This window comes from Mycobacterium sp. DL (assembly GCF_039729195.1).
GTDB classification, from domain to species: Bacteria; Actinomycetota; Actinomycetes; order Mycobacteriales; family Mycobacteriaceae; genus Mycobacterium; species Mycobacterium hippocampi_A.
This window is the reverse complement of sequence record NZ_CP155796.1, coordinates 1,684,657-1,704,615: the sequence shown is the minus strand read 5'-3', so window position 1 is coordinate 1,704,615 and position 19,959 is coordinate 1,684,657. Positions and strand designations below refer to the sequence as shown.

Here is a 19,959-nt window from a genome sequence, read left to right as displayed (position 1 = left end):
AACCCTCCGCCTCACCACCACCCCGCTGCCGCACCCCAGGTGCCCCGCCGTCACCCCTGCTTCTGGGCCCCCTTAAAGCCAGCACACCTCTTGCATACAGGTCACGGTTTGGTAACGGCGGTTGGGAATGTTGGCTCTGGTGGTGGTTTTTTCCGCGCTCCGCTCCGTACCTTTCGGCGCATGCGGGCCAAGGGGTGCATGCGGCGGTGATGTCCATGCACAAGCTGACCGCCGGGGACGGATACCTGTACCTGGTGCGGCAAGTCGCGGCCGCCGATAGCACCGAGCGTGGCCGCTCGCCCCTGGCCGACTACTACTCCGCCAAGGGGGAATCGCCGGGCCGCTGGATGGGCCGCGGCCTGGCCGCCCTGGCCGACACCGGAGCCCGTGAGGTCAGCGACGCTGTGCACCAACAGGTGTGGAGCGTCGAAGAGGGTTCGACGGTCACCGAAGCTCAGATGAAGGCACTGTTCGGGCTAGGTTTGCACCCCAACGCCGACAAGATTTCGGAGCACGTTTCCGGGCATCTGGGCGTTCAGCCTTCAATCGCGGCAGCCCAGTTGGGCCGCCAGTTCGCCGTGCGCGAGGAGTCTTCGGAGTTCGTGCGTCGGGTCGGAAAGGCGTTCCGGGCTCACAACATCGCCGCCGGGCTGCCGGGCACTGCGACCATCGATGACGATGTGCGCGCGGGCATCCGGACGCGGGTGGCCATCGAGCTGTTTGGCGAGCAATTTGGCCGCGATCCTGCCGATGAGCGGGAGCTGTCGGGGTTCATCGCGCGGGCCACGCGGGCGCGCACCACGGCGGTGGCCGGCTATGACTTGACGTTCTCTCCGGTGAAGTCGATTTCAGCGCTGTGGGCGATTGCCCCACCAGAGATTGCCGAGCAGATCGAGGCCGCGCATTACGAGGCGGTGGCCGACGTGCTGGAGTGGCTGCAAGACAACGCCGCCCTCACCCGAACCGGCACCAACGGTGTCGCCCAAGTCGACACCGAAGGGCTCATCGCCCCGGCGTTCACCCACCGCGATTCCCGCGCCGGAGATCCTGACCTGCACACCCACCTGCCGGTCTCTAACAAGGTGTCCCATGTCGATGCCAACGGCGTGCGCCGCTGGCTCGCACTGGACGGCCAACCGCTGCATCGGAACGCCGTGACGCTTTCGGAGATGTACAACACCCGCATGGAAGTCCGCTTGATTCCACGCGTGAGTGTGGACTTCGCCGAGATGCCCGCCGAACGCGGGAAACGACCCGTGCGCGAGATCGTCGGCATGGCACCAGAGTTGATGACCCGCTGGTCGAGCCGCGCCATCGCGATCAAGGCCCGCACCGCCGAGCTGGCCAAGCAGTTTCAGCACGATCACGGCCGCGAACCCACCACCGTCGAGACCCACGCGCTGGCCGATCAAGCGACCCTGGAAACGCGCGAAGCTAAGCACGAACCGCGCTCGTTCGCAGAGCAGCGCGCCACCTGGCGCAACCAAGCTACCGAGGTCCTCGGCCACGAGGGATTGAACCGCATGCTGGCCACAGTTCTGTCCCCGCGTCGCGCCCAGAAGACACCGGAAATCACCGCGGAATGGGTGGCGTCGCGTGCTGTCGCAATCGTCGCCACCGTCGCCGAAACACGCGCGACGTGGCAGGCCCACCACGTGCGCGCCGAAGCCCTCCGGGTCGTGCGGAACGAGGGTGTCGCACACGTGTCGGGGCTTGTCGAACGGCTCACCGACACCGCACTTTCCGAAGCGTTCTCGGTGCCCCACGCACGCGTCGCCGATGGCGAGTTGGGTGAGCCTGTCGCATTGCGTCGCCGCGACGGTTCCAGCGTCTACAGCCGCCACGGTGTCGCGAAATTCACCAGCCGCGACGTGCTCGCTGCCGAGGCCCGAATTTTGGCCGCGGCGCACCAACTCGATGGACGTGTCGCGGCCACCGAGGACGTGCGTTTGGCACTCGACGAGGCCGACGCACGCGGCAAACCGCTCAACGAGGGCCAAGCCGCCCTTGTGGCCCAGATGGCACTCGGCGGACGCCGCGTAGGACTTGCCTTGGCGCCGGCCGGGGCGGGCAAGACCACGGCCATGGCCGCACTGGCGCATGCGTGGCGCAGCTCGGGCGGACATGTCCTCGGGTTGGCCCCGACCGCGGCCGCGGCGATCGTGCTCGGGGAGGACCTGGGCGCGACCACCGACACCCTCGACAAGTACGTCCACTGCACCAGTCCGGACAACGCCGCGACGTTCGGAACACCACAGTGGTTCGCCGACATCGGACCCGACACGTTGATCATCGTCGATGAGGCCGGCATGGCATCGACCGCGGGTCTGGACGCGATGATCGCTGACGCGCAGCGCAAGGGCGCGAGTGTGCGGCTGGTTGCTGATGACTGCCAGTTGGCGTCGATTTCGGCTGGCGGGGTGTTGCGCGACATCGCCACCGACACCGAGGCGCTGACGCTTTCGGAAGTCGTGCGGTTTCACTCCCGCGCCGAGGCCGCGGCGTCGCTGGCGCTGCGCGGCGGCGATCCGGCCGGGATCGGTTTCTACATCGACTCCGGGCGCATTCACGTCGGCGCCGAACAGACCGCGGCGGATGCCGCGTTTTCGGCGTGGCTGGCCGACCGCAACGCCGGGCGTGACAGCCTGCTGTTGGGACCCACCAACGCGATCGTCGACGACCTCAACGCCCGCGCCCGCACTGCCCGTCTGGCCGCTCTCGTCGAGGCTGATCCGAACTGGCGGCCGGGTCGTGAAATCGTGCTTGCCGATCAACTCCGGGCCAGTGTCGGTGATGTCATCCGCACCCGCCGCAACGCCCGCTGGCTGCCCCTGTCGGGCACTGACTACGTCCGCAATGGCTACACCTTCGACGTCCTCGATGTCGCTCGCGACGGGGCGCTGCGGGCTCGCCATCGCGGCACGGGCCGTGAGATCACCCTGCCGGCCGATTACGTCACCGAACACGTCACCCTCGGCTATGCCGCCACCATCAACGGTGCCCAGGGCTCCACCGCCGGGCACAGCTGCCATGTGGTGGGTGCTGAGCACCTGACCCGCCAACAGCTCTACGTCGCCTTAACTCGCGGCCGCGCGGAAAACCACCTGTACCTCTCGACCGCCGAAACCGACCCGCACCGCGTCCTGGCCCCCAAGGCCACCCACCCCGACACCGCCGTGGACGTCCTGTCCCGGATCGTGGCTCGCGACGGCGGCCAGGTCTCGGCCACCACCGCCGCCCGCCAGGCCGCCGACCCGACCCGCAGACTGTCCGCGGCCGCCGACATGTTCACCGACGCCGTCGGCGCTGCAGCCGAGCACAAGCTCGGCGCGGGCGCCCGCGACCGTCTCGACGCCCTCGCTGAATCAGTACATACCGATCTCAGTACCTGCCCGGCGTGGCCGCTGCTGCGTCGTCGCCTGGCCATCCGGGCGCTCTCCGGTGCCGATCCCGGCGAGCTGTTAGCCGCCGCCCACGCTCGAGGCGGCCTCGACGATGCCGCCGATGCGGCCGCGGTGCTGGACCACCGCATCGACCTCACCGGTTCCGCCGGCCGCGACTGCGGGCCGCTGCGCTGGCTGCCCGCCATCCCCGACCCTCTGGCCGGCGACCCGCAATGGGGCGACTACCTGCGCCGCCGCGAGGAACTGGTCGCCGAGCTCGCCGCGCAGATCCGCGAACAGGCCCACGCTTGGACCCCCGACACCGCGCCGAGCTGGGCGCAGCCCCTGGTCGCGGCCAACCCTGTCCTGGCCGCAGAAATCGCCGTGTTCCGGGCCGCCACCGGGGTCGAGGACGCCGACACCCGCCTCACCGGCCCGCCCCAGTACCCGGTGGCCACCCGCGCAATCCAAGACCGGCTGCAACGCCACGGCACCGACGCCATCGAACGCGACAGCGCCGACCCCACCCGTTTCAACGACCTCCTCGACCAGATCGACCCCCGCATTCGTACCGATGCCTACTGGCCCACACTGGCCGCCCACCTCACAGAAGCCGCCCGCGGCAACGACATTCGCGATGCGATCACCGCGGCGGCCCAGCGAGGACCGCTGCCCGATGAGATGCCCGCCGCGGCGCTGTGGTGGCGGCTGGCCGACACGCTGTCCCGCACCGCGGCCCTCCCCGATCGGCACGTCGTCGACCGCGCCACCACCCAGGACAAAGGCGTGCACGCAAGCGCGAATGCCACTGAGCGTGCGCTCGTCGAGGTCCTGGCCGCCGCCTGGCGCAACGCCGACCCGCTGACCCTCCCGCGGCCACGCACCGACCCCGCCGCGGCCGCGCTCTTGGTGCCCTACGTCGTGGCCACCGTGGCGGCCGAGCGCTACACCCCCGACCTCGCCGAAGCGATCCACACAGCGGCCACCAACGCCCACCGCCACCACGTCCGCGTCACCGCGACACCACAGCCCGACCGGCTCAGCCTCAACCACCTCGCCGAGCAGATCACCAACCACCCACCAGATCAGCGCGGACCCATCATCGTCGTCGAGGACGCCGCGGCCGCCGACCCCGACGCCCTCGCAGCGGTGGCCACCGCCCTGGTCCCCGCCCACGGCCGCCTCCTACTCATCGACAACGGACAGCCCGGCAGCGCCCGACAACTCCTCGACGGACTCACCCTCCCCTGGGCTGAAAACACCCGCCCCGCAACGGACATCGACGATCCCAGACACGCCGCCGAAGCCGACGAACACCGCGCCATCGCCGCACGCAGCTGGCGAACCCTCACCACCGGACCCACATGCGACCGAGGCAGAGAACGAGACCGCGGACACGGCCTCGACATCGACTGACGGGCACACCCACCGCACCTGGTATTTATATCGTTGACGGTATATACCGGAATCGATATAGTAGGGGTGTGGGTGATGAGTGGCGGATCATGCTCAGCGGCGAAGTGGAACGCTGGTATGCCGGTCTGTCTGAAAGCGAACTCGCCCAGGCCGATCAGGCCCTCGACCGGCTCACCGCCGAGGGCATCGCACTCGGCATGCCGCACAACCGCTACCTCTCAGAGAAACTGTGGGAGTTGCGGTTTCGCTGCGGACAGGTCAACCAACGCATCACCTACACCGCCGACCCCGACCGCCAGCTGGTCACCCTGACCACCTTCCGCAAACAACGCCAAAACGAACGCAACGAAATCATCCGCGCGCGCAAAGCGCTACGACGCCACCAGACCAAGAAGGGATAACCCGCCATGACCGTCAAAACCGCCAAGAAGACTGCTGCCCCGAAGAAGGCCGCTAAGAAAGCCCCCGCCGCTGCGAAGAAGGTCGCCACCTCCAGCGGTGGGGTCGATTACCGAACCGCCCGCGCCCAGCGCCAGGCCGCCCTCACCGACGCCCAACGCCAGACCTACGAACAGGCCTACCAGGATGCCGGCCGAGCGATGGACCTCGCCGAGCTGGTCTACGCCGCCCGCACCGAGGCCGGTCTCACCCAAACCCAGCTCGCCGCCGCCATGGGCACCAGCCAATCCGCCGTCGCCGCCTGGGAGAACGGTGCACGCACCCCCGGTATCGACGCCCTGGAACGGCTCGCCGCAGCGTGCGGGAAACGCCTCCACATTGCCATCACTGCCGCATAACCCCAGCGGTCAGGCTGTCTCCCGCAGCCAGGTTGTAAGAGTCGCGCGGCAAATGACGACGGCCTGAGAATCGATCACCTCGATATCGCGGAGCACGGCTTCGCACTCCTCGGCCGAACAGCCGAACTGAATAAGCTCTGTCATCCACATCATCAGAGGTCGGGCACTTTCACCGGTTGTGGGCCACGTGGCCCATATCCGGCCGTAGGTGGCGGCCACGCTGTTACGGAAGGCAGCACGCACCGTGTCATGGGCGATGTCGAACAGCCCTTGAGCCTGCTCCGCGTAGGTAGCGAGCTGCGGTATCCCGAACTCGCGTTCCAGCACCGACGGAGCGGCGAACGCGAGTGCAGTGCGCCAATGCTGTTGCGCAGTAACGCTATCGGAATCAGGGGCGCTTGGCCTGATGTGCAGGAGATACTGGCCGCCCTCGATGCAGTGGGCCTCTCTCCAATCGGGGTCGCGCCCAGGTATCCCGTTCTTCGGCGGTGCTTGAAGCGTGGTGCGATCCCAACTCAAGACCGGCGGGTCAAGAGAGGCGTTCGCGCACACCATCTTCAGCGTCGCACCGATCTGTTCCAGCCGGTGGGCGTACCCGAGCAGCGGATAGCTCGGCGGTGCCGAGGTATCACCCCAGCGACCGTCCCCGGTGGACACATGAAACTCCCGTGCCCACAGAGATGCTTGGTCGATGGTATTGGCCAGCTCGGCATGCCAGCGCTCCAGCTCGACTCTCCAGGCCGCGCCGTCCGCACCCTCTGGAGTCGTCATCGAGGAGCCTCGTATTGGAGGTCCTCTTCAACGCTGACAAGGGCCTTGACGATCATGTCGCGCAGGTCAGGATCGCCGGTAGCGGCTGCGGCGTAGCACATGTCGGGTAGCGGCAGCGGGCGCCTGGACCACCCGCCGATGTGCTCGGCAGTACGCGCAACCATCCAGTGCGCCCGGTAGTCGGCCAGCTCTTCGGTGGTGTCGCTGGGATCGGCGACCGCACCGGTATTGGTGGCGAAAGCCGGTCGGCGCATCGCGGTCATGACGTTGAGGGCTTTGGCCGCCTTGTCGTAGTCCGCCCACTGCTGCACGGTTGGCTCGCGGTCACTACCGCGGATCGCCCAGACCAGGCGTAACGCTTCGTCAATACCGCCATCGATGACTTGGGCCTGGGTCGTTGCTGCGTTGATCATCGCCGCGGTCACCGCCGAGACGATCCGGTCTTGAAAAATTGGGTCGGCGTCCATGATGCGTAGCAACCGCGGATACACCTCGGGCCATAGCACCGCCAGCCGGTGCACGTGCATGTCGTCGAGCACTGGGGCGGGCACCTCGACGCCCTGTTGTAGCAGCGGGTTGGTGTCTCCCGAGCACGACGGCGGATGCTCCACCCCGGCATCGCGCAAGACGTTGACTCCCGCCGTGGTGGCTGCTGCGACCAGCTTCCAGCCCCACTGTGCGCGCAGTTGGGCGTACTCGACGAGGACCCGTGCGGGATCGCCCCAGCCGAACCACCTCTGCCGAAAAGAACCGTTCAGCAACGGATCTGTGGCCAACACCCGCACGGAGCGCGGAACGAACACCCCCGCCGGGATGTAGCTGGACCCGTCATTGGAGGTGATGACCGTCTCGGTGCCGCTCGGAGACCGGAACACCCCGACGGCCCACCCCGCCGCGGGATTGCGCGCCATGTACGCGGCGTGCTGCAGCTTCCAGACCAACTCCTTGGCCGCCGCTGCGTCTGCGGACTCGCGGCGCTCCCGGGCGGCTGCGGTCTGGCCCGCAGCGACCACACTGGCCGGAATCAGAGTCGGGCCCGCAGCCGCACTCGCTGCGGACGGGGCGGGCGCTGCCGGGGCATTGGTTGAGCTGAGGGAGCCCGCCGGCACGGTTGGTGCCGGGGGTGGCGCACCTGCTGGGGGACCCATCGAACCCGGTGGCAGCATCATCGGCGCACCACCGCCGCCGGTCCCCGCGCCGGTAGGCGCGGCAGCCGCCGGGGCGGCTGGAGACACCATGCCCGGCTGCGCCGCGGCCGGCGAGACGCCCCCGCCGGGTGCCGCCGACACGGGGGATGCCGCATGCCCACCACCGGCCGATAGGGCCGGTGACGGATTCGCTGGAGCTGGAGGTGGTGCAGACGGTATTCCGCCGCCCATCCCCGCCGTAGTCGCCATTCCCTGGTTGAACGCCGACGACAACGGCGGCGCGCTCCCCGCACCTGACACAGCTCCTGCGTTCGGCAAACCACTTGCTGCGCCGGGCATCTGACCGACACCGCCACTCAGCGGATTGGACCCCATCCCCGGCATGCCGCCACTGCCCAGACCGCCGGGCATCTTCGGAACCCCACCGGAACCCACCCCGCCACCACCCATGCCACCCATGCCACCCATGGACGGCATACCGCCGCCGCCGAGCGCTGATGCCGCGGGTGAAGAAGTCACGCCAGGCGTCGGCTGCGTTACTGGTCCGGTCGCGGCCTTGATCCCCTCGTCACCTGCGGCCGACTTGCTGCCGGGACCAACTCCAGGCTGAGTGGTTGACGTACCTGCCGGATCTGTCGGCGCGTCGTCCACAGGCTTAGGTGCATCAGCCCCGGCTTCCCGCTTTTCGGTGTAGCGGTAGGGGTTTTCATCCTGTTCGATTCCCGGCGACGTGTGGTCGACCGGTTGCGCGGGAGGAGTTGCGGGAACATCGCCCCACTTCGTCAAAAGATCTAGCGCCCTTGTGTTTTCGGTGCTCGCCTTGAAAGCGGTGTGGGAGGCCATTGCGGCGGTTACTCCCGCCTCGGTCTGGTACCGGGCTATGCCGTGGTACTGGGTCACCAGGGCTTCGGCTTCGCCTGGGAGCTTCGCACTGGAGATCTTGGCGTCTGCCTCGCGGACGAGCTGCTCCTGACCGGCGCGTGTATCGCGCAGCACCGTGGCGATATCGACGCACTTGTTGGCGCACTTGTCGTGCCACTCAGCGATCGTCTTGGCCTCCTCGGCCAACACCGCGTTCACCCGGTGAACCTCGTCGAAGCCCTGCGAATCGGCCGCATCGCGAAATCTTGCGCTGTCAGCCACGATCTGCTGGTGGATCCCGTCCCACGACGCCGCACCAGCCCGGTAGGTCTGCTCCTGAGTGTCCCAGTGCGTAGCGTCGGGCGGCTCCATGTCCGGCGTAACGATCAGCCGCCCATACGATCCGGCAGACCCTCCGACAGCAGGCATCAGCGCAACCCGCACTCGGACGTGATGACATCGATCAGAGCGTTACCGCGTTTTAGTTCACGAGCGGCCTCGTCCCACTGCCGCATGTTCAGCGCGTGCAACATGTCGATGTTGGCCGCCATCCAGCCGTGCAGCGGTATTGCTGTCGAAGCCGGTGTGGCGTCAGACAGTTGCGTACGCAGGTACGAAACCGCGGCCACACCGGTACGTTTCTCCGTGGCCAACGCGGCGAGGCTCTCCGGGCTTGTCCAGCTCTGCTCCAGCGCCTCGGCGCTGGACCTGCTGGCCAACGCCGTCGACCGCGCCGCTCGATCCCACGCGGCGCATGCGTCAGTCCTCGCGGTTTGCGTTTCGCTGCTGCTGTACCTGGGTGGCGGCGCGGGAACCATGTTCACCGTGTGCTGACTCGGTTCGATGGGATGGGCGAGGGCCAGGCCGCTGCTCACCACGGCACCGACTGCGACCACGAACGCCGCCGCGGCAGCGGTGATCCCGGTGCTGTGACGCCGCCGGTCCCTCATGGTCATGACACGACGGTATCCCGAGCGAGTGACACCCGGCCACCGCCGCAGGCACATTCGTGATGGCGACTTTCCGCAGCTCTGTTGCCTATAGATAACACCTAGCAAATCAGTGCAGGTACAGAGGATGTGTGTCTAAAATAACCCGGGACCAGAATTGAGAGATCGTGATTCGCAAGCTAACCCAGGGGATCAAGGCAGCGCTGCGAAGGCGTGCTGGCCGCGTGATTTCCAAAGCGGGATTGGCTGGCGACGACGTTCCCATGTCGGTGATGTTGGCCGCCGACGCCGGACATGACATCGACTTCGAGCCTGAACCTCTGGGCCTGGCTGCCCGTACCCCCAAACTGTGAGATCGAGCGCGGACGCGCCAGCCTCCCACGGCGCTGTCCCAAAAACGACGGTTTTTCAGACACCAAGATCAGCTGGTCGACGATGGATGGTTCACGGTCGCGACGTCTAATCGACGGTGCACCATCGACAGCGTGGTCACCAGTTCCAACAGCTGGATGTCGGTCACCGTTCGTACTACGCGGGGATCGTGAGCTACCGGGTTTCTGAACATGCCGGCCAGGCCCTTGATGAGATTGGCGAAACCTGTTTGTTCATCTCGGTCGGTCTGCGATGCCAGGTCGTTGATAGCGATGATCGGCGTACCCGACTTGCCGAGAGACAGTGCTGCGTCGATCAGCGCGGCACCATCGCCGCTAAGGCCCGACAACTGGCGAACTCGCCCGAACACGCTCTTCGTTGCCTCCAAAGAGGCGTGAAAGTTGTTCTTCTTGAGCAGCTCAACGGTGCAGTAGCGGAGTACTTCATCGTGGGTGCCTCTCCTGCGCAGCTCTGCTCGCAATGAGGTTGCGTTGCGAGATGCCTCGTCGAGAGTGGATGAGCGGGCACCGGGCCGCACCACACCTTTCTCGTCGATCCGGAGACTGACGAAGGTGAGAACCTCATTCAGTTGGTCTTGACGCAGTGTGAATAGCTCGGGCCTGTTGACGTAGTTGGCCGGTTCCATGGCGTGCTGAATGAAGGTGATGATCCGCTGGGGATGACCATCGTTGTTATGTCGGCGTATGAATGCTTCCTCCAGCCGCTTCCACTTCGTGACTCCGGCCGCGGGGTCTTCCATGTGAAGGCGTCCCAGTAGCTGACCGATCTGGGTTCCGGTTAGGCCGTCCTGGGTATCTGCGAGCACTTGAGCAACTCCGGTCAAGATGCCCAGTTTCCATGCTGGCTCAGGCATTTGGGTGCGTCTCTCCTTGATTGGCGAGATATCGGTATGCGGTTGCGCGGCCGATCCCAAATGCGGCGGCAAGCTCGGTGACCGGCTCACCTGTCGCTGCCAGACGCCGAAGTTGATCCTGCCGTTCAGGGCTGAGCTTGGGTGGCTTGGTAGCCGGTAGTTGCCGGGAACGGCGGGAGTGTCGAGATGCGGCGCGCCGCTCCCTACCTAGTTCGAGTTCGGCGAGGGTCGCCATGATGGCTGCTACCGCGCGGCCAGTGGGAGTGGCCGTGTCGACTCCCTCCCGCAGGGTGCGCAGCATGATTTGACGTTCACCGAGGTCGGCAATGGTGCGGGTGACTTCGGCGACCGAACGTCCAAGTCGGTCGATGGCGGCTACAACGGCGGTGTCACCGGCTCGTGCGTAATCGAGCATTGCTGCAAGTCCTGGGCGCTTCGTCTTGGCTGAGCCAGAGAGTTTGTCGGTGAAGATCCGGCCCGTCTCGACGCCAGCTGCGGTCAAGGCGGCGCGCTGGGCGTCGAGTTCTTGACCCATGGTGCTGACGCGGGCGTACCCGAGAGTCGTAGTCACAGCCAACACCGTCTCATTGGCCTCCGACAACGCGGATCTGAGACACGCGGTGTGAGACAAGAAACGAGACACCGCGACCTGGCGCTATGTGACCGCAATGTGGTCGCGTAGCGCTGTCTCTATTTCTCTACAACCGAGAAAACAAGCAGGAATCGTGCGGACACGATCCGCATGGAGGAATCTGAAGCCTTTGCCGACTCTTCACGTGTTGCACACTCAGTCAGATGAGAGTGGAGGTTGTTTATTTCGACGGGTGCCCGAATTGGCAGGAAGCCGGTACCCGTGCGGCAGCAGCAGCAGCAGGATTTGCCGACGTCGAGATCGCGTATCGGCGGGTCACTACCGACGAAGAGGCGGCGGCCTTGCCGTTCGCAGGCTCTCCAACCATCCTCATCGACGGCACAGACGCCTTTGACGATGCGGTGCCGGCGAGAGTGTTGGCGTGCCGGGTGTACCAGACCGATGGCGGCCTGAGTGGATTGCCGACAGTCACCCAGCTGACCAATGCGTTCCGGCGACGACAGTCGCGCAGCTAACCGACGCCTGCCGCTGACGTGAGACAAGAACCGGATCGCCGCGTTTGTCTAGAAAAGAGACACTGCCGCTGGTCGGATAGGTGCGACGCCCACGTTGTCGCCGATCCCACCGCCGCAGTTCATGGCCGCCTAGTTCTCAAAGGCCAGGCCGCTGACCAAAATGAAGATGCCCAGGGCGATCAGGACGACCGGGAACAGGACGTGTTCCCAGCGTTCGAGGACTTCGGCAATCGGCCGGCGGGTGGCGACGAATCGGGCGGCGATGACGAGGACCGCGACGAGCACGAGGAACACGACGCAGTAGGCCACCACGGCCGCCGGTCCCACGCTCAAGAAGACCGGAACGTAGACCCCGATGTTGTCCCCGCCGTTGGCGAAGGTGACTGCGGCGACGGTCCAGACACCGACGTTCTTGCCGGCAACCTTGCCGTCATCGTCATCGTCGTCGTTGCCACGCCAGGCCCGCCATGCCGCCCACAGTCCCAGGGCCAGGGGGATGAGCCCGAAGTACGGGATGACGTGCGGGGGAAGGAACGCTCCGGCGCCCAGCGTCACCAACACGGCCGCGCCGAGGATTCCCGCAAATCCCAGGTATTGACCTGCGGTGATCCGGGCCGTCGTCCCGCGTTGTCCCGCGCCGCGGGCGAAGAACAACGAGAGCACGATGATGTCGTCGATGTTGGTGACGATGAACAGGCCAATGGCGGGCAGAACAGACGACAGGATCATGTGCGTGCGCAGGTGTCTGCGGTGTCGCTGGCCCGCCGACTAGCCACCACGCCGGTGTGGCCGGCGGTCACGACGGCGCGCCCACCGGCGCCACGCGGCCATGGCTGACTGCCGGATCGACCGGCGCGGCGGACAGCGGTGTGGTGCGCCCGGCCCGCACACCGTTGGCGATGACCACGATCTCGGCGAGTTCGTGAACCAGCACCACCGCGGCCAGCCCGAGCACCCCGAACAGCGCCAGCGGCACCAACGCGATGATCAGGCCCAGGGACAGGCCGACGTTTTGCAGCATGATCCGCCGCGCCCGCCGCGCATGGCGGAACGTTTGGGGCAGATGGCGCAGGTCTTCGCCCATCAACGCCACATCGGCGGTTTCGATGGCCACGTCGGTGCCCATCGCGCCCATCGCAATACCTATGTCGGCGGTGGCCAGCGCAGGAGCGTCGTTGACGCCATCGCCGACCATCGCGGTGGGCCGCTGGGCGCGGAGCTGTTCGATCAGGCGCGCCTTGTCTTCGGGGCGCAGCTCGGCGTGCACGTCCTCGATCCCGACGTCGCGGGCCAGCGCGGCGGCGGTGGCGTGGTTGTCGCCGGTGAGCATCGCCACGTGGTAGCCGTCGCGGCGCAATTGGGCGACCACCTCGGCGGCCTCGGGGCGCAGCTCGTCGCGCACGGCGATGGCACCGATGACCTGGCCGTTGTGTTCGACGAGGACCGCGGTGGCCCCGGCTTGCTGCATCCGGGTGACATCACCGGCGAGTGGGCCGGGGTCTAGCCAGCCGGGGCGGCCGAGGCGAAGCGTGTGCCCGTCGCGGTGGCCGGTGAGTCCGGCACCGGTGACGGCTTCGACGTCGGTGGCAGGGATGACGTCATCATTTGCGGCGAGGATCGCCGCGGCCAGCGGGTGCTCGCTGCGCGATTCCAGGGCCGCCGCCACATCGAGCACCTGCTCGCGAGTGGCACCGTTGGCGGTGGCCACGTCGATGACGGCGGGCCGGTTCGCGGTGAGCGTGCCGGTCTTGTCCAAGGCGACGCTGCGGATTCTGCCCAGCCCTTCCAGTGCCGCGCCGCCCTTGACCAGGGCACCGAGCTTGCTGGCGGCGCCGATAGCGGCCACCACGGTGACCGGCACCGAGATCGCCAACGCGCACGGTGAGGCGGCGACCAGCACCACCAGGGCACGTTCGATCCAGGTGGCCGAGTCCCCGAGCAGGCTGCCGATCACCGCGATCAGTGCGGCGGCGATCATGATCCCGGGCACCAGGGGTTTGGCGATGCGGTCGGCCAAGCGTTGGGAGGCGCCCTTGCGGGATTGTTCGGCCTCCACGATGCGCACGATGCGGGCCAGTGAGTTGTCCTCGGCGGTGGTGCTGACCTCCACCTCGAGTGCCCCGGTGCCGTTGATCGACCCGGCGAACACCTCATCACCGGGCCCGGCTTCCACGGGGACTGACTCGCCGGTGATGGCGGAGACATCGAGCGCGGTGCGGCCGTGGCGGATGATCCCGTCGGTCGCGACACGCTCACCGGGCTTGACCAGCATCCGGTCGCCGATCTGGAGATCGGTTGGCGCAACGGTCTTTTCGGTCCCATCGCGCAGCACGGTGGCCTCGTCGGGCACCAGCGACAAGAGCGCGCGCAGACCGCGGCGGGTGCGGGCCAGCGAGTACTCTTCGAGTCCCTCGCTGATGGAGAACAGGAAGGCCAGCATCGCGGCCTCACCCACCTCGCCGAGGATCACCGCGCCCACCGCGGCGATGGTCATCAGCGTGCCGACCCCGATCTTGCCCTTCGCCAGCCGCTTCAGGGTGGACGGTACGAAGGTGTAGGCGCCGGCCACAAGCGCCACCGCTTCGAGTGCTAGGACGACCGGCTCGGCGGCGTCGAGGACTCCGGCGATTAGGGCTGCCAGCAGGAACACCCCGGAGATGGCGGCGAACTGCAGTTCCCCGATCTGCCACAGCTTCTCGGGCTCACCATCGTGGTCGTCGTCGCCGCGGGGTTCGTCGTTGCCGCAGCCGCATGCTTCGCTCATCGGTGAGCCTCCTGTGCACCCGTGGTCGTGTCGGTGCCGGAGCGGGTTCCGTAGGTGGGGCACAGCGCGACGGCGTTGCCGGTGGCGGCCAACAGTGTCTCGGCCGAGGCCAGCAGGTCGAGCAGCTCCGGGCGGGTCAGCGAGTAGAACACCTGCCGGCCCTCGGGGCGACCGGTGACCAGGCCGCAGTCCCGCAGGCACGCCACATGGGCCGACACGGTGGACTGCGCCAACCCCAGTTCCCCGATCAGGTCCACCACACGGGCCTCCCCATCGGCCAGGCGGCGCACGATCGCCAACCGCGCAGAATCGGACAGACTGTGAAACAGCGCCACCGCGGCATCCAGATTTGAACTTCCCGATGTAGTTCCGGCGAGGCAGCCATCCGCGTTATTCATCGTCATATGACGATGATAGCCGGTCGTCAGCGATATTTCGACGCCGGGCCGGGTGCCGGTAAGTCTGGGGTTTGGTTCGCCGCGCCGTGGTGGGCTTCAGAGCGCCCAAGACAGGAACTGAGACGTCCACATTCTTTAAAAATGAGACAACGCGGTGTCAGGTCGTTTAGGCCGGATGGGTCGACACTGCGGCGGCGATGCGGTCTAGAGATTCGGCGTTAACGCGGTAGTAGGCCCACTTGCCGCGTTGGTCGCGACTGACCAGGCCGCTGTCGACGAGCAGCTTCATGTGGTGAGACACCGTGGGCTGGCTCAGTCCGAGGGGTTCGGTGAGGTCGCAGATGCACGCTTCACCACCGTCGGATGCGGCGATGAGCGACACCAACTTGACCCGTGCCGGATCGGCAAGCGCTTTGAACACCGACGCGAGGCGTTCGGCGGCGGGTGTGTCCAGCACGCCGCCGGTCAGTGGTGAGCAGCAGGCAGCCGCGTCGCTGGAGGTCAGTGGGACGGTCGCGGTGGCCATGTCGTCCATGATGACACACGCATTGACAAACGTCGATGGATCACGCACGATCAATTCATCGAAGAACGTCGATGAGAGGAGTCGAGGATGTCGGAGCTGCCCGTCGTAGTGATCGGAGCCGGACCGTTGGGTCTGGCGGCGGCCGCGCACCTGCTGAAGCGTGGACTCACCCCGTTGGTGCTGGAGGCCGGCACGAGTTTTGCTGCGGCCGTTGAGCAGTGGGAGCACGTCCGCACCTTCTCCCCCTGGCCCGAACTGGTCGACCCCGCTGCCGCCCAACTGCTCGAACTCACCGGCTGGGCCGCCCCCGAGTCGGGATTCCCCACCGGCAGAGAGTGGATCGACAGCTACCTGGCACCGCTAGCGGGCACCTTGGGTACGCGGGTGCAGTACGGCGCGCGAGTCGTGGCGGTGTCCCGGCTGGGTCGGGACCGCCTCGTGAGCCCAGGCCGCGCCGAGGCGCCGTTCGTCGTGCACGTGAGCAACGCTGACGGCACGGAGTGTCGGGTGCAGTCCCAGGCCGTCATTGATGCCTCGGGCACCTGGGGTCAGCCCAATCCCGCTGGCGCTGACGGTGTTCCCGCAATCGGGGAACGCGCGGCGGCAGCCTCCGGGGTGCTGACTTATGTCCCACCGACGCTGGCGCAGGCTTCGGCATTGGTGGGCAAGCATGTGGTGGTGGTCGGCAGCGGGCATTCGGCGATGACCGCGGTGATCCAGCTCGGCGAGGTGGTGCGCAAGGATCCGTCGACGACGGTGACGTGGGTGCTGCGCCGCGGGGTGTCCGAGGACACCTTCGGCGGAGGCGCCGCCGATGAACTGCCCCAGCGCGGTGCGCTGGGTGTGCGATCCAAGGAAGCGGTCGAGGCGGGACGGGTGTCGCTGTCGACCGGGTTCCGCACTGAGCGCATCGACCTGGTGGACGGCCGCGCCGTGCTGACCGCGGAGGACGGACGTTCCTTGCCGTCGGCCGATCACGTGGTGGTCTTGACCGGGTTCCGTCCGGATCTGTCGTTTCTGTCGGAGATGCGCATCGAGCTGGACCCGATTTTGCAGGCCCCGGTCAACCTGGCCGGCTCGATCGATCCGAACATGCACTCCTGTGGCAGCGTGTTGCCGCACGGCGCCGCCGAGTTGGCCCACCCGGAACCGAATCTGTACATCGTGGGCATGAAGTCCTATGGGCGCGCACCGACGTTCCTGGCGATGACCGGCTACGAGCAGGTCCGCAGCATCGCCGCCGAACTGGCCGGCGACCACGAGGCTGCCCGCCGGGTGGAGTTGACGCTGCCCGATACCGGGGTGTGCAACGGGGCGGGCTTGTTCGACGACCCGCAGGGTGAGAACGCCGGCGGTGGCTGCTGCGGCCCCGCACCGTCGGCACCGCAACCGTTGTCGTTGTCGCTCAATCCCGTTGGCGGATGACCGAAGCGGATTCTTCTACGGCACCCAGCGCAGCTCGGCACGGGTTGCGCTGGGTGCTGTTGACGTTGTGTGTCACCGAGATCACCAGCTGGGGTGTGCTCTATTACGCCTTCACGGTGCTTTCGGAGCGGATCAGCACCGACACTGGCTGGTCAGCCCCCGCGGTGACCGCAGCGTTCTCTGCCGGGCTGGTGACCGCAGCTCTGGTGGGCATCCCGGTCGGGCGGTGGTTGGACCGCGTCGGTCCGCGCTGGATCATGACCGCCGGCTCCATCCTCGGTGTGCTCTCAGTGGTGGCGGTCGTGACGGCGCCGAACTACGGCTGGTTCGTCGCGGCCTGGGTGCTGGCTGGGGTGGCGATGAGCGCGGTGTTCTATGCGCCCGCGTTCGCGGCGCTGACTCGGTTCTTCGGCGCCGACGCGGTACGCGCCCTGACAGTGCTGACGCTGGTGGCCGGGTTCGCCAGCACCGTGTTCGCGCCCCTGACCGCCGCACTGTCCGCTCAGATGAGTTGGCGCCACACCTATCTCGTCCTGGCAGCGGTCATGGCGGTGATCACGATCCCGGCGCATTTCTTCGGCCTGCGACGCCAGTGGCCGGCGGTAACCACTCAGCATCACCACGTCGAGGCACCGACCCGCACCGCGCGCAGCGGGCCCTTTCTGGCGTTGATCGCAGCGTTCGCGCTGGCCGGACTCGCCTCGTACGCGGTGATCGCCAATCTGGTGCCGTTGATGAGTCAACGCGGCATCAGCACTGGTGCCGCCGCCGTCGCGCTCGGCCTGGGCGGCGCAGGCCAGGTGCTCGGACGCCTGGGCTATCAGATCCTGGTGCGTCGCGTCGGCGTCGTGCCTCGGACGGTGATCATCATGGCCGGCGTCGCCGCCACCACCGCGCTGCTCGGGCTGTTCAGCAGTTTCGCTGCGCTGGTCGTGGTGGCGATCGGGGCGGGGGTGATGCGCGGCATCATGACGCTGCTGCAAGCCACCGCGGTCACCGAGCGTTGGGGTTCTACCCATTACGGTCATCTCAGCGGTCTCCTGTCCGCGCCGATCATGATCGCTACCGCGGTCGGACCGTTCGTCGGTGCGGCGCTGGCCAGCCTGCTCGGGGGGTACGACGCGATGTTCGTCGCCCTCGGTGCGATCGCCGCGGCGGGGGCACTGATGGCGGTGGCTACCAGGCCGCGAGTCGCGACCCCCGTGCCGATCGTCCGGGTCTAGCCGCCTTCGGCTCGCGATCCGATCCAGTACTGCCCGGGGTCAGCTGAATACCATCGCCCGGAGGTGGCGCGTCCAGGTCTGGGTGGCCATTTGGGTGGCGTCCCAGGGTGATCCCAGTGGCGGGGTGTAGGACAGATCCAGCTCGGAGAAGCCCTCGACGGTCATGTCGTGGAACAGGGCGGCGGCGTAGGTGTCGACCCGCTTGGACACCTCCGCGCTGCGGTGCCCGACCAGCTGCGCACCCAGCAGGCGGCCGGTGCGTTCGTCGCCGGTGATCCGGATGTGGATCGGGGTGGCGCCCGGGTAGTAGGCCTTGCGGTCATCCGGGGAAGCCGTGGTGGTGACCGGTGCCCACCCGCGATCGGCGGCGAGCACCTCATGGTCGCGCAGGCCGGTGCGGGCGGCCACCAGGTTGAAGACCTTGACCACCTGGGTGCCGAGGCTGCCGGCGAACCGCGCTGAGCCGCCGAGGGCGTTCTCTCCGGCGACGCGGCCCTGCTTGTGGGCGGTGGTGCCCAGCGGCAACCACGTCAGACCAAGCATCCGGTGGTGGGTGTGGACACAATCCCCGGCAGCGAACACATCCGCCAAGGTGGTGCGCATCGCCTCGTCCACGGCGATCGCACCCTTGATGGCGAGTTCGGCGCCGGCGTCGGCGGCCAGCTCCACGTCGGGGCGGACACCGACCACGACGGGCACGAAATCGACTGTCGTTTCGAGTGTTTCGCCGTCGTGGTGGGCGGTCACGGTGAGGGCGCCGGTGTCGGTGCGGGTGACCGCGGAGACGGTGGTGTGGGTGAGGACCTGGACGCCGTGGCGTTCCAGTTCGTCGTGGACGAGGGCGCCCAGTTCGGGGTCGACGGTCGGCAGCACTTCGGGGAGCGCTTCGAATTGGGTGACGGCGATCCCGCGGGTGGTGAGCCCTTCGGCCATTTCCAGGCCGATGTAGCCGGCGCCGATGATGACCGCGGTCTTGGGGTCGCGCTGCTGCAAGGAGTCCATGACGGCGAAGGTGTCGCCCATCGAATGCAGCAGGTGCACCCCATCTTTGGGTCCGAGGGCGTCGGGTCCGGTGAGGCCGTCGATGGGTGGGCGGGCGCTGACGGCGCCGGTGCCCACGATCAGGGCGTCATAGGACAGTTCGGTGGGTTGTCCGGTGGGGTCGAGGACATCGAGGGTGTGGTCGGCGACGTTGATTCGGGTGGCGCGGGTGTCGGTGAGCACGCGCATGCCGGTGGCGGCCAGGTCGTCGGCGGTGCGATGCGCCAGGTTGCTCCAGTGCGTGACCTCGCCGGAGACGTAGTACGGGATGCCGCAGATGGAGAAGTTGGGGTAGGCGTCGGCGACGACGACGGTCACCTCGGTGCTGGGGTCGAGTTCGCGGATGCGCAGCGCGGCGCTGATTCCGGCGTTGCTGCCGCCGATGGCGACGATATGGCGTGCGGGCATGACGAAGTCTCCTCGGGAGAATCGAGTGGTTTGGGGAGGGTGCTGGGTTGCAGCGTGAGAGCGGGGGTGGGTGTCAGGCGTTGGTGAGGGTGGTGTGCAGTCGCTGTACGCGGGCGGTGATGTCGTCGCGGACCAGGCGCATGCGTTCGAGGCCGTCGATGCCGCGGTCGGAAGGTTCGTCGGTGTCCCAGTTCTCTACTCGGGTGCCCGGCAGCGGATCCAGCTTGGCTTCCCGGCCGAGGGTGACCACCAGGTCCACGTCGCGGGCCAGCTCGTAGTCCACCGGTGTGGGCTGCTCGGTGGTGATGTCGACGCCCACCTCCAGAAGGGCTTGCGCGGACAGATCGTTGACCGCGCCACCGGGTTTCGTCCCGGCCGAGTGCACGGTCACGGTGTCACCGGCGAGTTGGCGCATCAGGCCGGCGGCCATCTGGGATTTGCCGCCGTTCTTGACGCAGACGAACAGCACCGACGGTGTGGAGGTGTCAGTCATCG

At 67.3% G+C, this 19,959-nt stretch carries 18 protein-coding genes; 7 read left to right on the top strand and 11 right to left on the bottom strand.

All coding sequences use genetic code 11. The features are described from left to right. Positions 1 to 209: 209 nt before the first annotated feature. The 3 genes from mobF (at position 210) to ABDC78_RS08260 (ending at position 5,596) form a co-directional block, all read left to right on the top strand. On the top strand, positions 210 to 4,799 hold the full coding sequence (mobF, locus tag ABDC78_RS08270; RefSeq protein ID WP_178360825.1) for a MobF family relaxase: 4,590 nt from the start codon (positions 210 to 212) through the stop codon (positions 4,797 to 4,799). A 68-nt stretch (positions 4,800 to 4,867) separates the two neighbouring features. After that, positions 4,868 to 5,200: a type II toxin-antitoxin system RelE/ParE family toxin gene (locus ABDC78_RS08265; protein ID WP_347133380.1), complete on the top strand. Its 333-nt coding sequence runs from the start codon at positions 4,868 to 4,870 to the stop codon at positions 5,198 to 5,200. Positions 5,201 to 5,206: 6 nt separating this feature from the next. Then, positions 5,207 to 5,596 carry a helix-turn-helix transcriptional regulator gene (locus ABDC78_RS08260; protein ID WP_178360826.1) on the top strand — a complete coding sequence of 130 codons (390 nt, stop codon included), beginning with the start codon at positions 5,207 to 5,209 and terminating at the stop codon, positions 5,594 to 5,596. A 9-nt stretch (positions 5,597 to 5,605) separates the two neighbouring features. Here ABDC78_RS08260 and ABDC78_RS08255 read toward each other — a convergent pair whose 3' ends face one another. The 3 genes from ABDC78_RS08255 to ABDC78_RS08245 are packed head-to-tail and all read right to left on the bottom strand — an operon-like array spanning position 5,606 to position 9,332. Beyond that, positions 5,606 to 6,367 (bottom strand): hypothetical protein, encoded by a 762-nt coding sequence (locus ABDC78_RS08255; protein ID WP_178360827.1) that lies wholly within the window; start codon positions 6,365 to 6,367, stop codon positions 5,606 to 5,608. Continuing rightward, a complete protein-coding gene (locus ABDC78_RS08250) occupies positions 6,364 to 8,805 on the bottom strand; it encodes a hypothetical protein (protein ID WP_178360828.1) in 2,442 nt (813 codons plus the stop codon). The genes ABDC78_RS08255 and ABDC78_RS08250 overlap by 4 nt, the downstream gene beginning before the upstream one ends. Further along, positions 8,805 to 9,332 carry a hypothetical protein gene (locus ABDC78_RS08245; RefSeq protein WP_178360829.1) on the bottom strand — a complete coding sequence of 176 codons (528 nt, stop codon included), beginning with the start codon at positions 9,330 to 9,332 and terminating at the stop codon, positions 8,805 to 8,807. Before ABDC78_RS08245 ends, ABDC78_RS08250 begins: the two co-directional genes overlap by 1 nt. A 161-nt stretch (positions 9,333 to 9,493) precedes the next feature. On the opposite strand from ABDC78_RS08245, the gene ABDC78_RS08240 reads away from it, so the two are divergent. Continuing rightward, positions 9,494 to 9,679, top strand: a complete 186-nt coding sequence (locus ABDC78_RS08240; protein ID WP_178360830.1) for an antitoxin — start codon at positions 9,494 to 9,496, stop codon at positions 9,677 to 9,679. Positions 9,680 to 9,747: 68 nt separating this feature from the next. On the opposite strand, the gene ABDC78_RS08235 is transcribed toward ABDC78_RS08240, so the two are convergent. Together ABDC78_RS08235 and ABDC78_RS08230 are read right to left on the bottom strand one after the other, a co-directional pair. Next, positions 9,748 to 10,572 (bottom strand): TIGR02391 family protein, encoded by an 825-nt coding sequence (locus tag ABDC78_RS08235; RefSeq protein WP_178360831.1) that lies wholly within the window; start codon positions 10,570 to 10,572, stop codon positions 9,748 to 9,750. Next, positions 10,565 to 11,143, bottom strand: coding sequence for a recombinase family protein (locus tag ABDC78_RS08230; protein WP_178360832.1), 579 nt, complete (start codon positions 11,141 to 11,143; stop codon positions 10,565 to 10,567). Before ABDC78_RS08230 ends, ABDC78_RS08235 begins: the two co-directional genes overlap by 8 nt. 224 nt (positions 11,144 to 11,367) lie before the next feature. On the opposite strand from ABDC78_RS08230, the gene ABDC78_RS08225 reads away from it, so the two are divergent. Beyond that, entirely contained in the window at positions 11,368 to 11,679 is a 312-nt protein-coding gene (locus ABDC78_RS08225) for an alkylmercury lyase (protein ID WP_178360833.1), read from the top strand. Positions 11,680 to 11,808: 129 nt separating this feature from the next. On the opposite strand, the gene ABDC78_RS08220 is transcribed toward ABDC78_RS08225, so the two are convergent. From ABDC78_RS08220 to ABDC78_RS08205, 4 genes are all read right to left on the bottom strand, one after another. After that, positions 11,809 to 12,408 carry a cadmium resistance transporter gene (locus tag ABDC78_RS08220; RefSeq protein WP_178360834.1) on the bottom strand — a complete coding sequence of 200 codons (600 nt, stop codon included), beginning with the start codon at positions 12,406 to 12,408 and terminating at the stop codon, positions 11,809 to 11,811. 67 nt (positions 12,409 to 12,475) lie between these two features. Further along, positions 12,476 to 14,443: a cation-translocating P-type ATPase gene (locus ABDC78_RS08215; RefSeq protein WP_178360835.1), complete on the bottom strand. Its 1,968-nt coding sequence runs from the start codon at positions 14,441 to 14,443 to the stop codon at positions 12,476 to 12,478. After that, positions 14,440 to 14,847 carry a metalloregulator ArsR/SmtB family transcription factor gene (locus ABDC78_RS08210; protein WP_178360836.1) on the bottom strand — a complete coding sequence of 136 codons (408 nt, stop codon included), beginning with the start codon at positions 14,845 to 14,847 and terminating at the stop codon, positions 14,440 to 14,442. Before ABDC78_RS08210 ends, ABDC78_RS08215 begins: the two co-directional genes overlap by 4 nt. A gap of 160 nt (positions 14,848 to 15,007) precedes the next feature. Next, a complete protein-coding gene (locus tag ABDC78_RS08205) occupies positions 15,008 to 15,367 on the bottom strand; it encodes a metalloregulator ArsR/SmtB family transcription factor (protein ID WP_178361076.1) in 360 nt (119 codons plus the stop codon). 87 nt (positions 15,368 to 15,454) lie between these two features. On the opposite strand from ABDC78_RS08205, the gene ABDC78_RS08200 reads away from it, so the two are divergent. Beyond that, on the top strand, positions 15,455 to 16,792 hold the full coding sequence (locus tag ABDC78_RS08200; protein ID WP_178360837.1) for an NAD(P)-binding domain-containing protein: 1,338 nt from the start codon (positions 15,455 to 15,457) through the stop codon (positions 16,790 to 16,792). Further along, a complete protein-coding gene (locus tag ABDC78_RS08195) occupies positions 16,789 to 18,015 on the top strand; it encodes an MFS transporter (protein ID WP_178360838.1) in 1,227 nt (408 codons plus the stop codon). The genes ABDC78_RS08200 and ABDC78_RS08195 overlap by 4 nt, the downstream gene beginning before the upstream one ends. A gap of 39 nt (positions 18,016 to 18,054) precedes the next feature. On the opposite strand, the gene ABDC78_RS08190 is transcribed toward ABDC78_RS08195, so the two are convergent. After that, positions 18,055 to 19,464, bottom strand: coding sequence for an FAD-dependent oxidoreductase (locus ABDC78_RS08190; protein ID WP_178360839.1), 1,410 nt, complete (start codon positions 19,462 to 19,464; stop codon positions 18,055 to 18,057). A gap of 73 nt (positions 19,465 to 19,537) precedes the next feature. After that, positions 19,538 to 19,957: a low molecular weight phosphatase family protein gene (locus ABDC78_RS08185; protein WP_178360840.1), complete on the bottom strand. Its 420-nt coding sequence runs from the start codon at positions 19,955 to 19,957 to the stop codon at positions 19,538 to 19,540. Positions 19,958 to 19,959: the final 2 nt, after the last annotated feature.

What these genes read in the sequence shown, in the direction of transcription:
- mobF (WP_178360825.1), top strand. Translation starts at nt 210, where the DNA reads ATGTCCATGCACAAGCTGACCGCCGGGGACGGATACCTGTACCTGGTG.
- ABDC78_RS08260 (WP_178360826.1), top strand. Translation starts at nt 5,207, where the DNA reads ATGACCGTCAAAACCGCCAAGAAGACTGCTGCCCCGAAGAAGGCCGCT.
- ABDC78_RS08255 (WP_178360827.1), bottom strand. Translation starts at nt 6,367, where the DNA reads ATGACGACTCCAGAGGGTGCGGACGGCGCGGCCTGGAGAGTCGAGCTG.
- ABDC78_RS08250 (WP_178360828.1), bottom strand. Translation starts at nt 8,805, where the DNA reads ATGCCTGCTGTCGGAGGGTCTGCCGGATCGTATGGGCGGCTGATCGTT.
- ABDC78_RS08245 (WP_178360829.1), bottom strand. Translation starts at nt 9,332, where the DNA reads ATGACCATGAGGGACCGGCGGCGTCACAGCACCGGGATCACCGCTGCC.
- ABDC78_RS08235 (WP_178360831.1), bottom strand. Translation starts at nt 10,572, where the DNA reads ATGCCTGAGCCAGCATGGAAACTGGGCATCTTGACCGGAGTTGCTCAA.
- ABDC78_RS08225 (WP_178360833.1), top strand. Translation starts at nt 11,368, where the DNA reads ATGAGAGTGGAGGTTGTTTATTTCGACGGGTGCCCGAATTGGCAGGAA.
- ABDC78_RS08220 (WP_178360834.1), bottom strand. Translation starts at nt 12,408, where the DNA reads ATGATCCTGTCGTCTGTTCTGCCCGCCATTGGCCTGTTCATCGTCACC.
- ABDC78_RS08215 (WP_178360835.1), bottom strand. Translation starts at nt 14,443, where the DNA reads ATGAGCGAAGCATGCGGCTGCGGCAACGACGAACCCCGCGGCGACGAC.
- ABDC78_RS08210 (WP_178360836.1), bottom strand. Translation starts at nt 14,847, where the DNA reads ATGACGATGAATAACGCGGATGGCTGCCTCGCCGGAACTACATCGGGA.
- ABDC78_RS08205 (WP_178361076.1), bottom strand. Translation starts at nt 15,367, where the DNA reads ATGGCCACCGCGACCGTCCCACTGACCTCCAGCGACGCGGCTGCCTGC.
- ABDC78_RS08200 (WP_178360837.1), top strand. Translation starts at nt 15,455, where the DNA reads ATGTCGGAGCTGCCCGTCGTAGTGATCGGAGCCGGACCGTTGGGTCTG.
- ABDC78_RS08195 (WP_178360838.1), top strand. Translation starts at nt 16,789, where the DNA reads ATGACCGAAGCGGATTCTTCTACGGCACCCAGCGCAGCTCGGCACGGG.
- ABDC78_RS08190 (WP_178360839.1), bottom strand. Translation starts at nt 19,464, where the DNA reads ATGCCCGCACGCCATATCGTCGCCATCGGCGGCAGCAACGCCGGAATC.
- ABDC78_RS08185 (WP_178360840.1), bottom strand. Translation starts at nt 19,957, where the DNA reads ATGACTGACACCTCCACACCGTCGGTGCTGTTCGTCTGCGTCAAGAAC.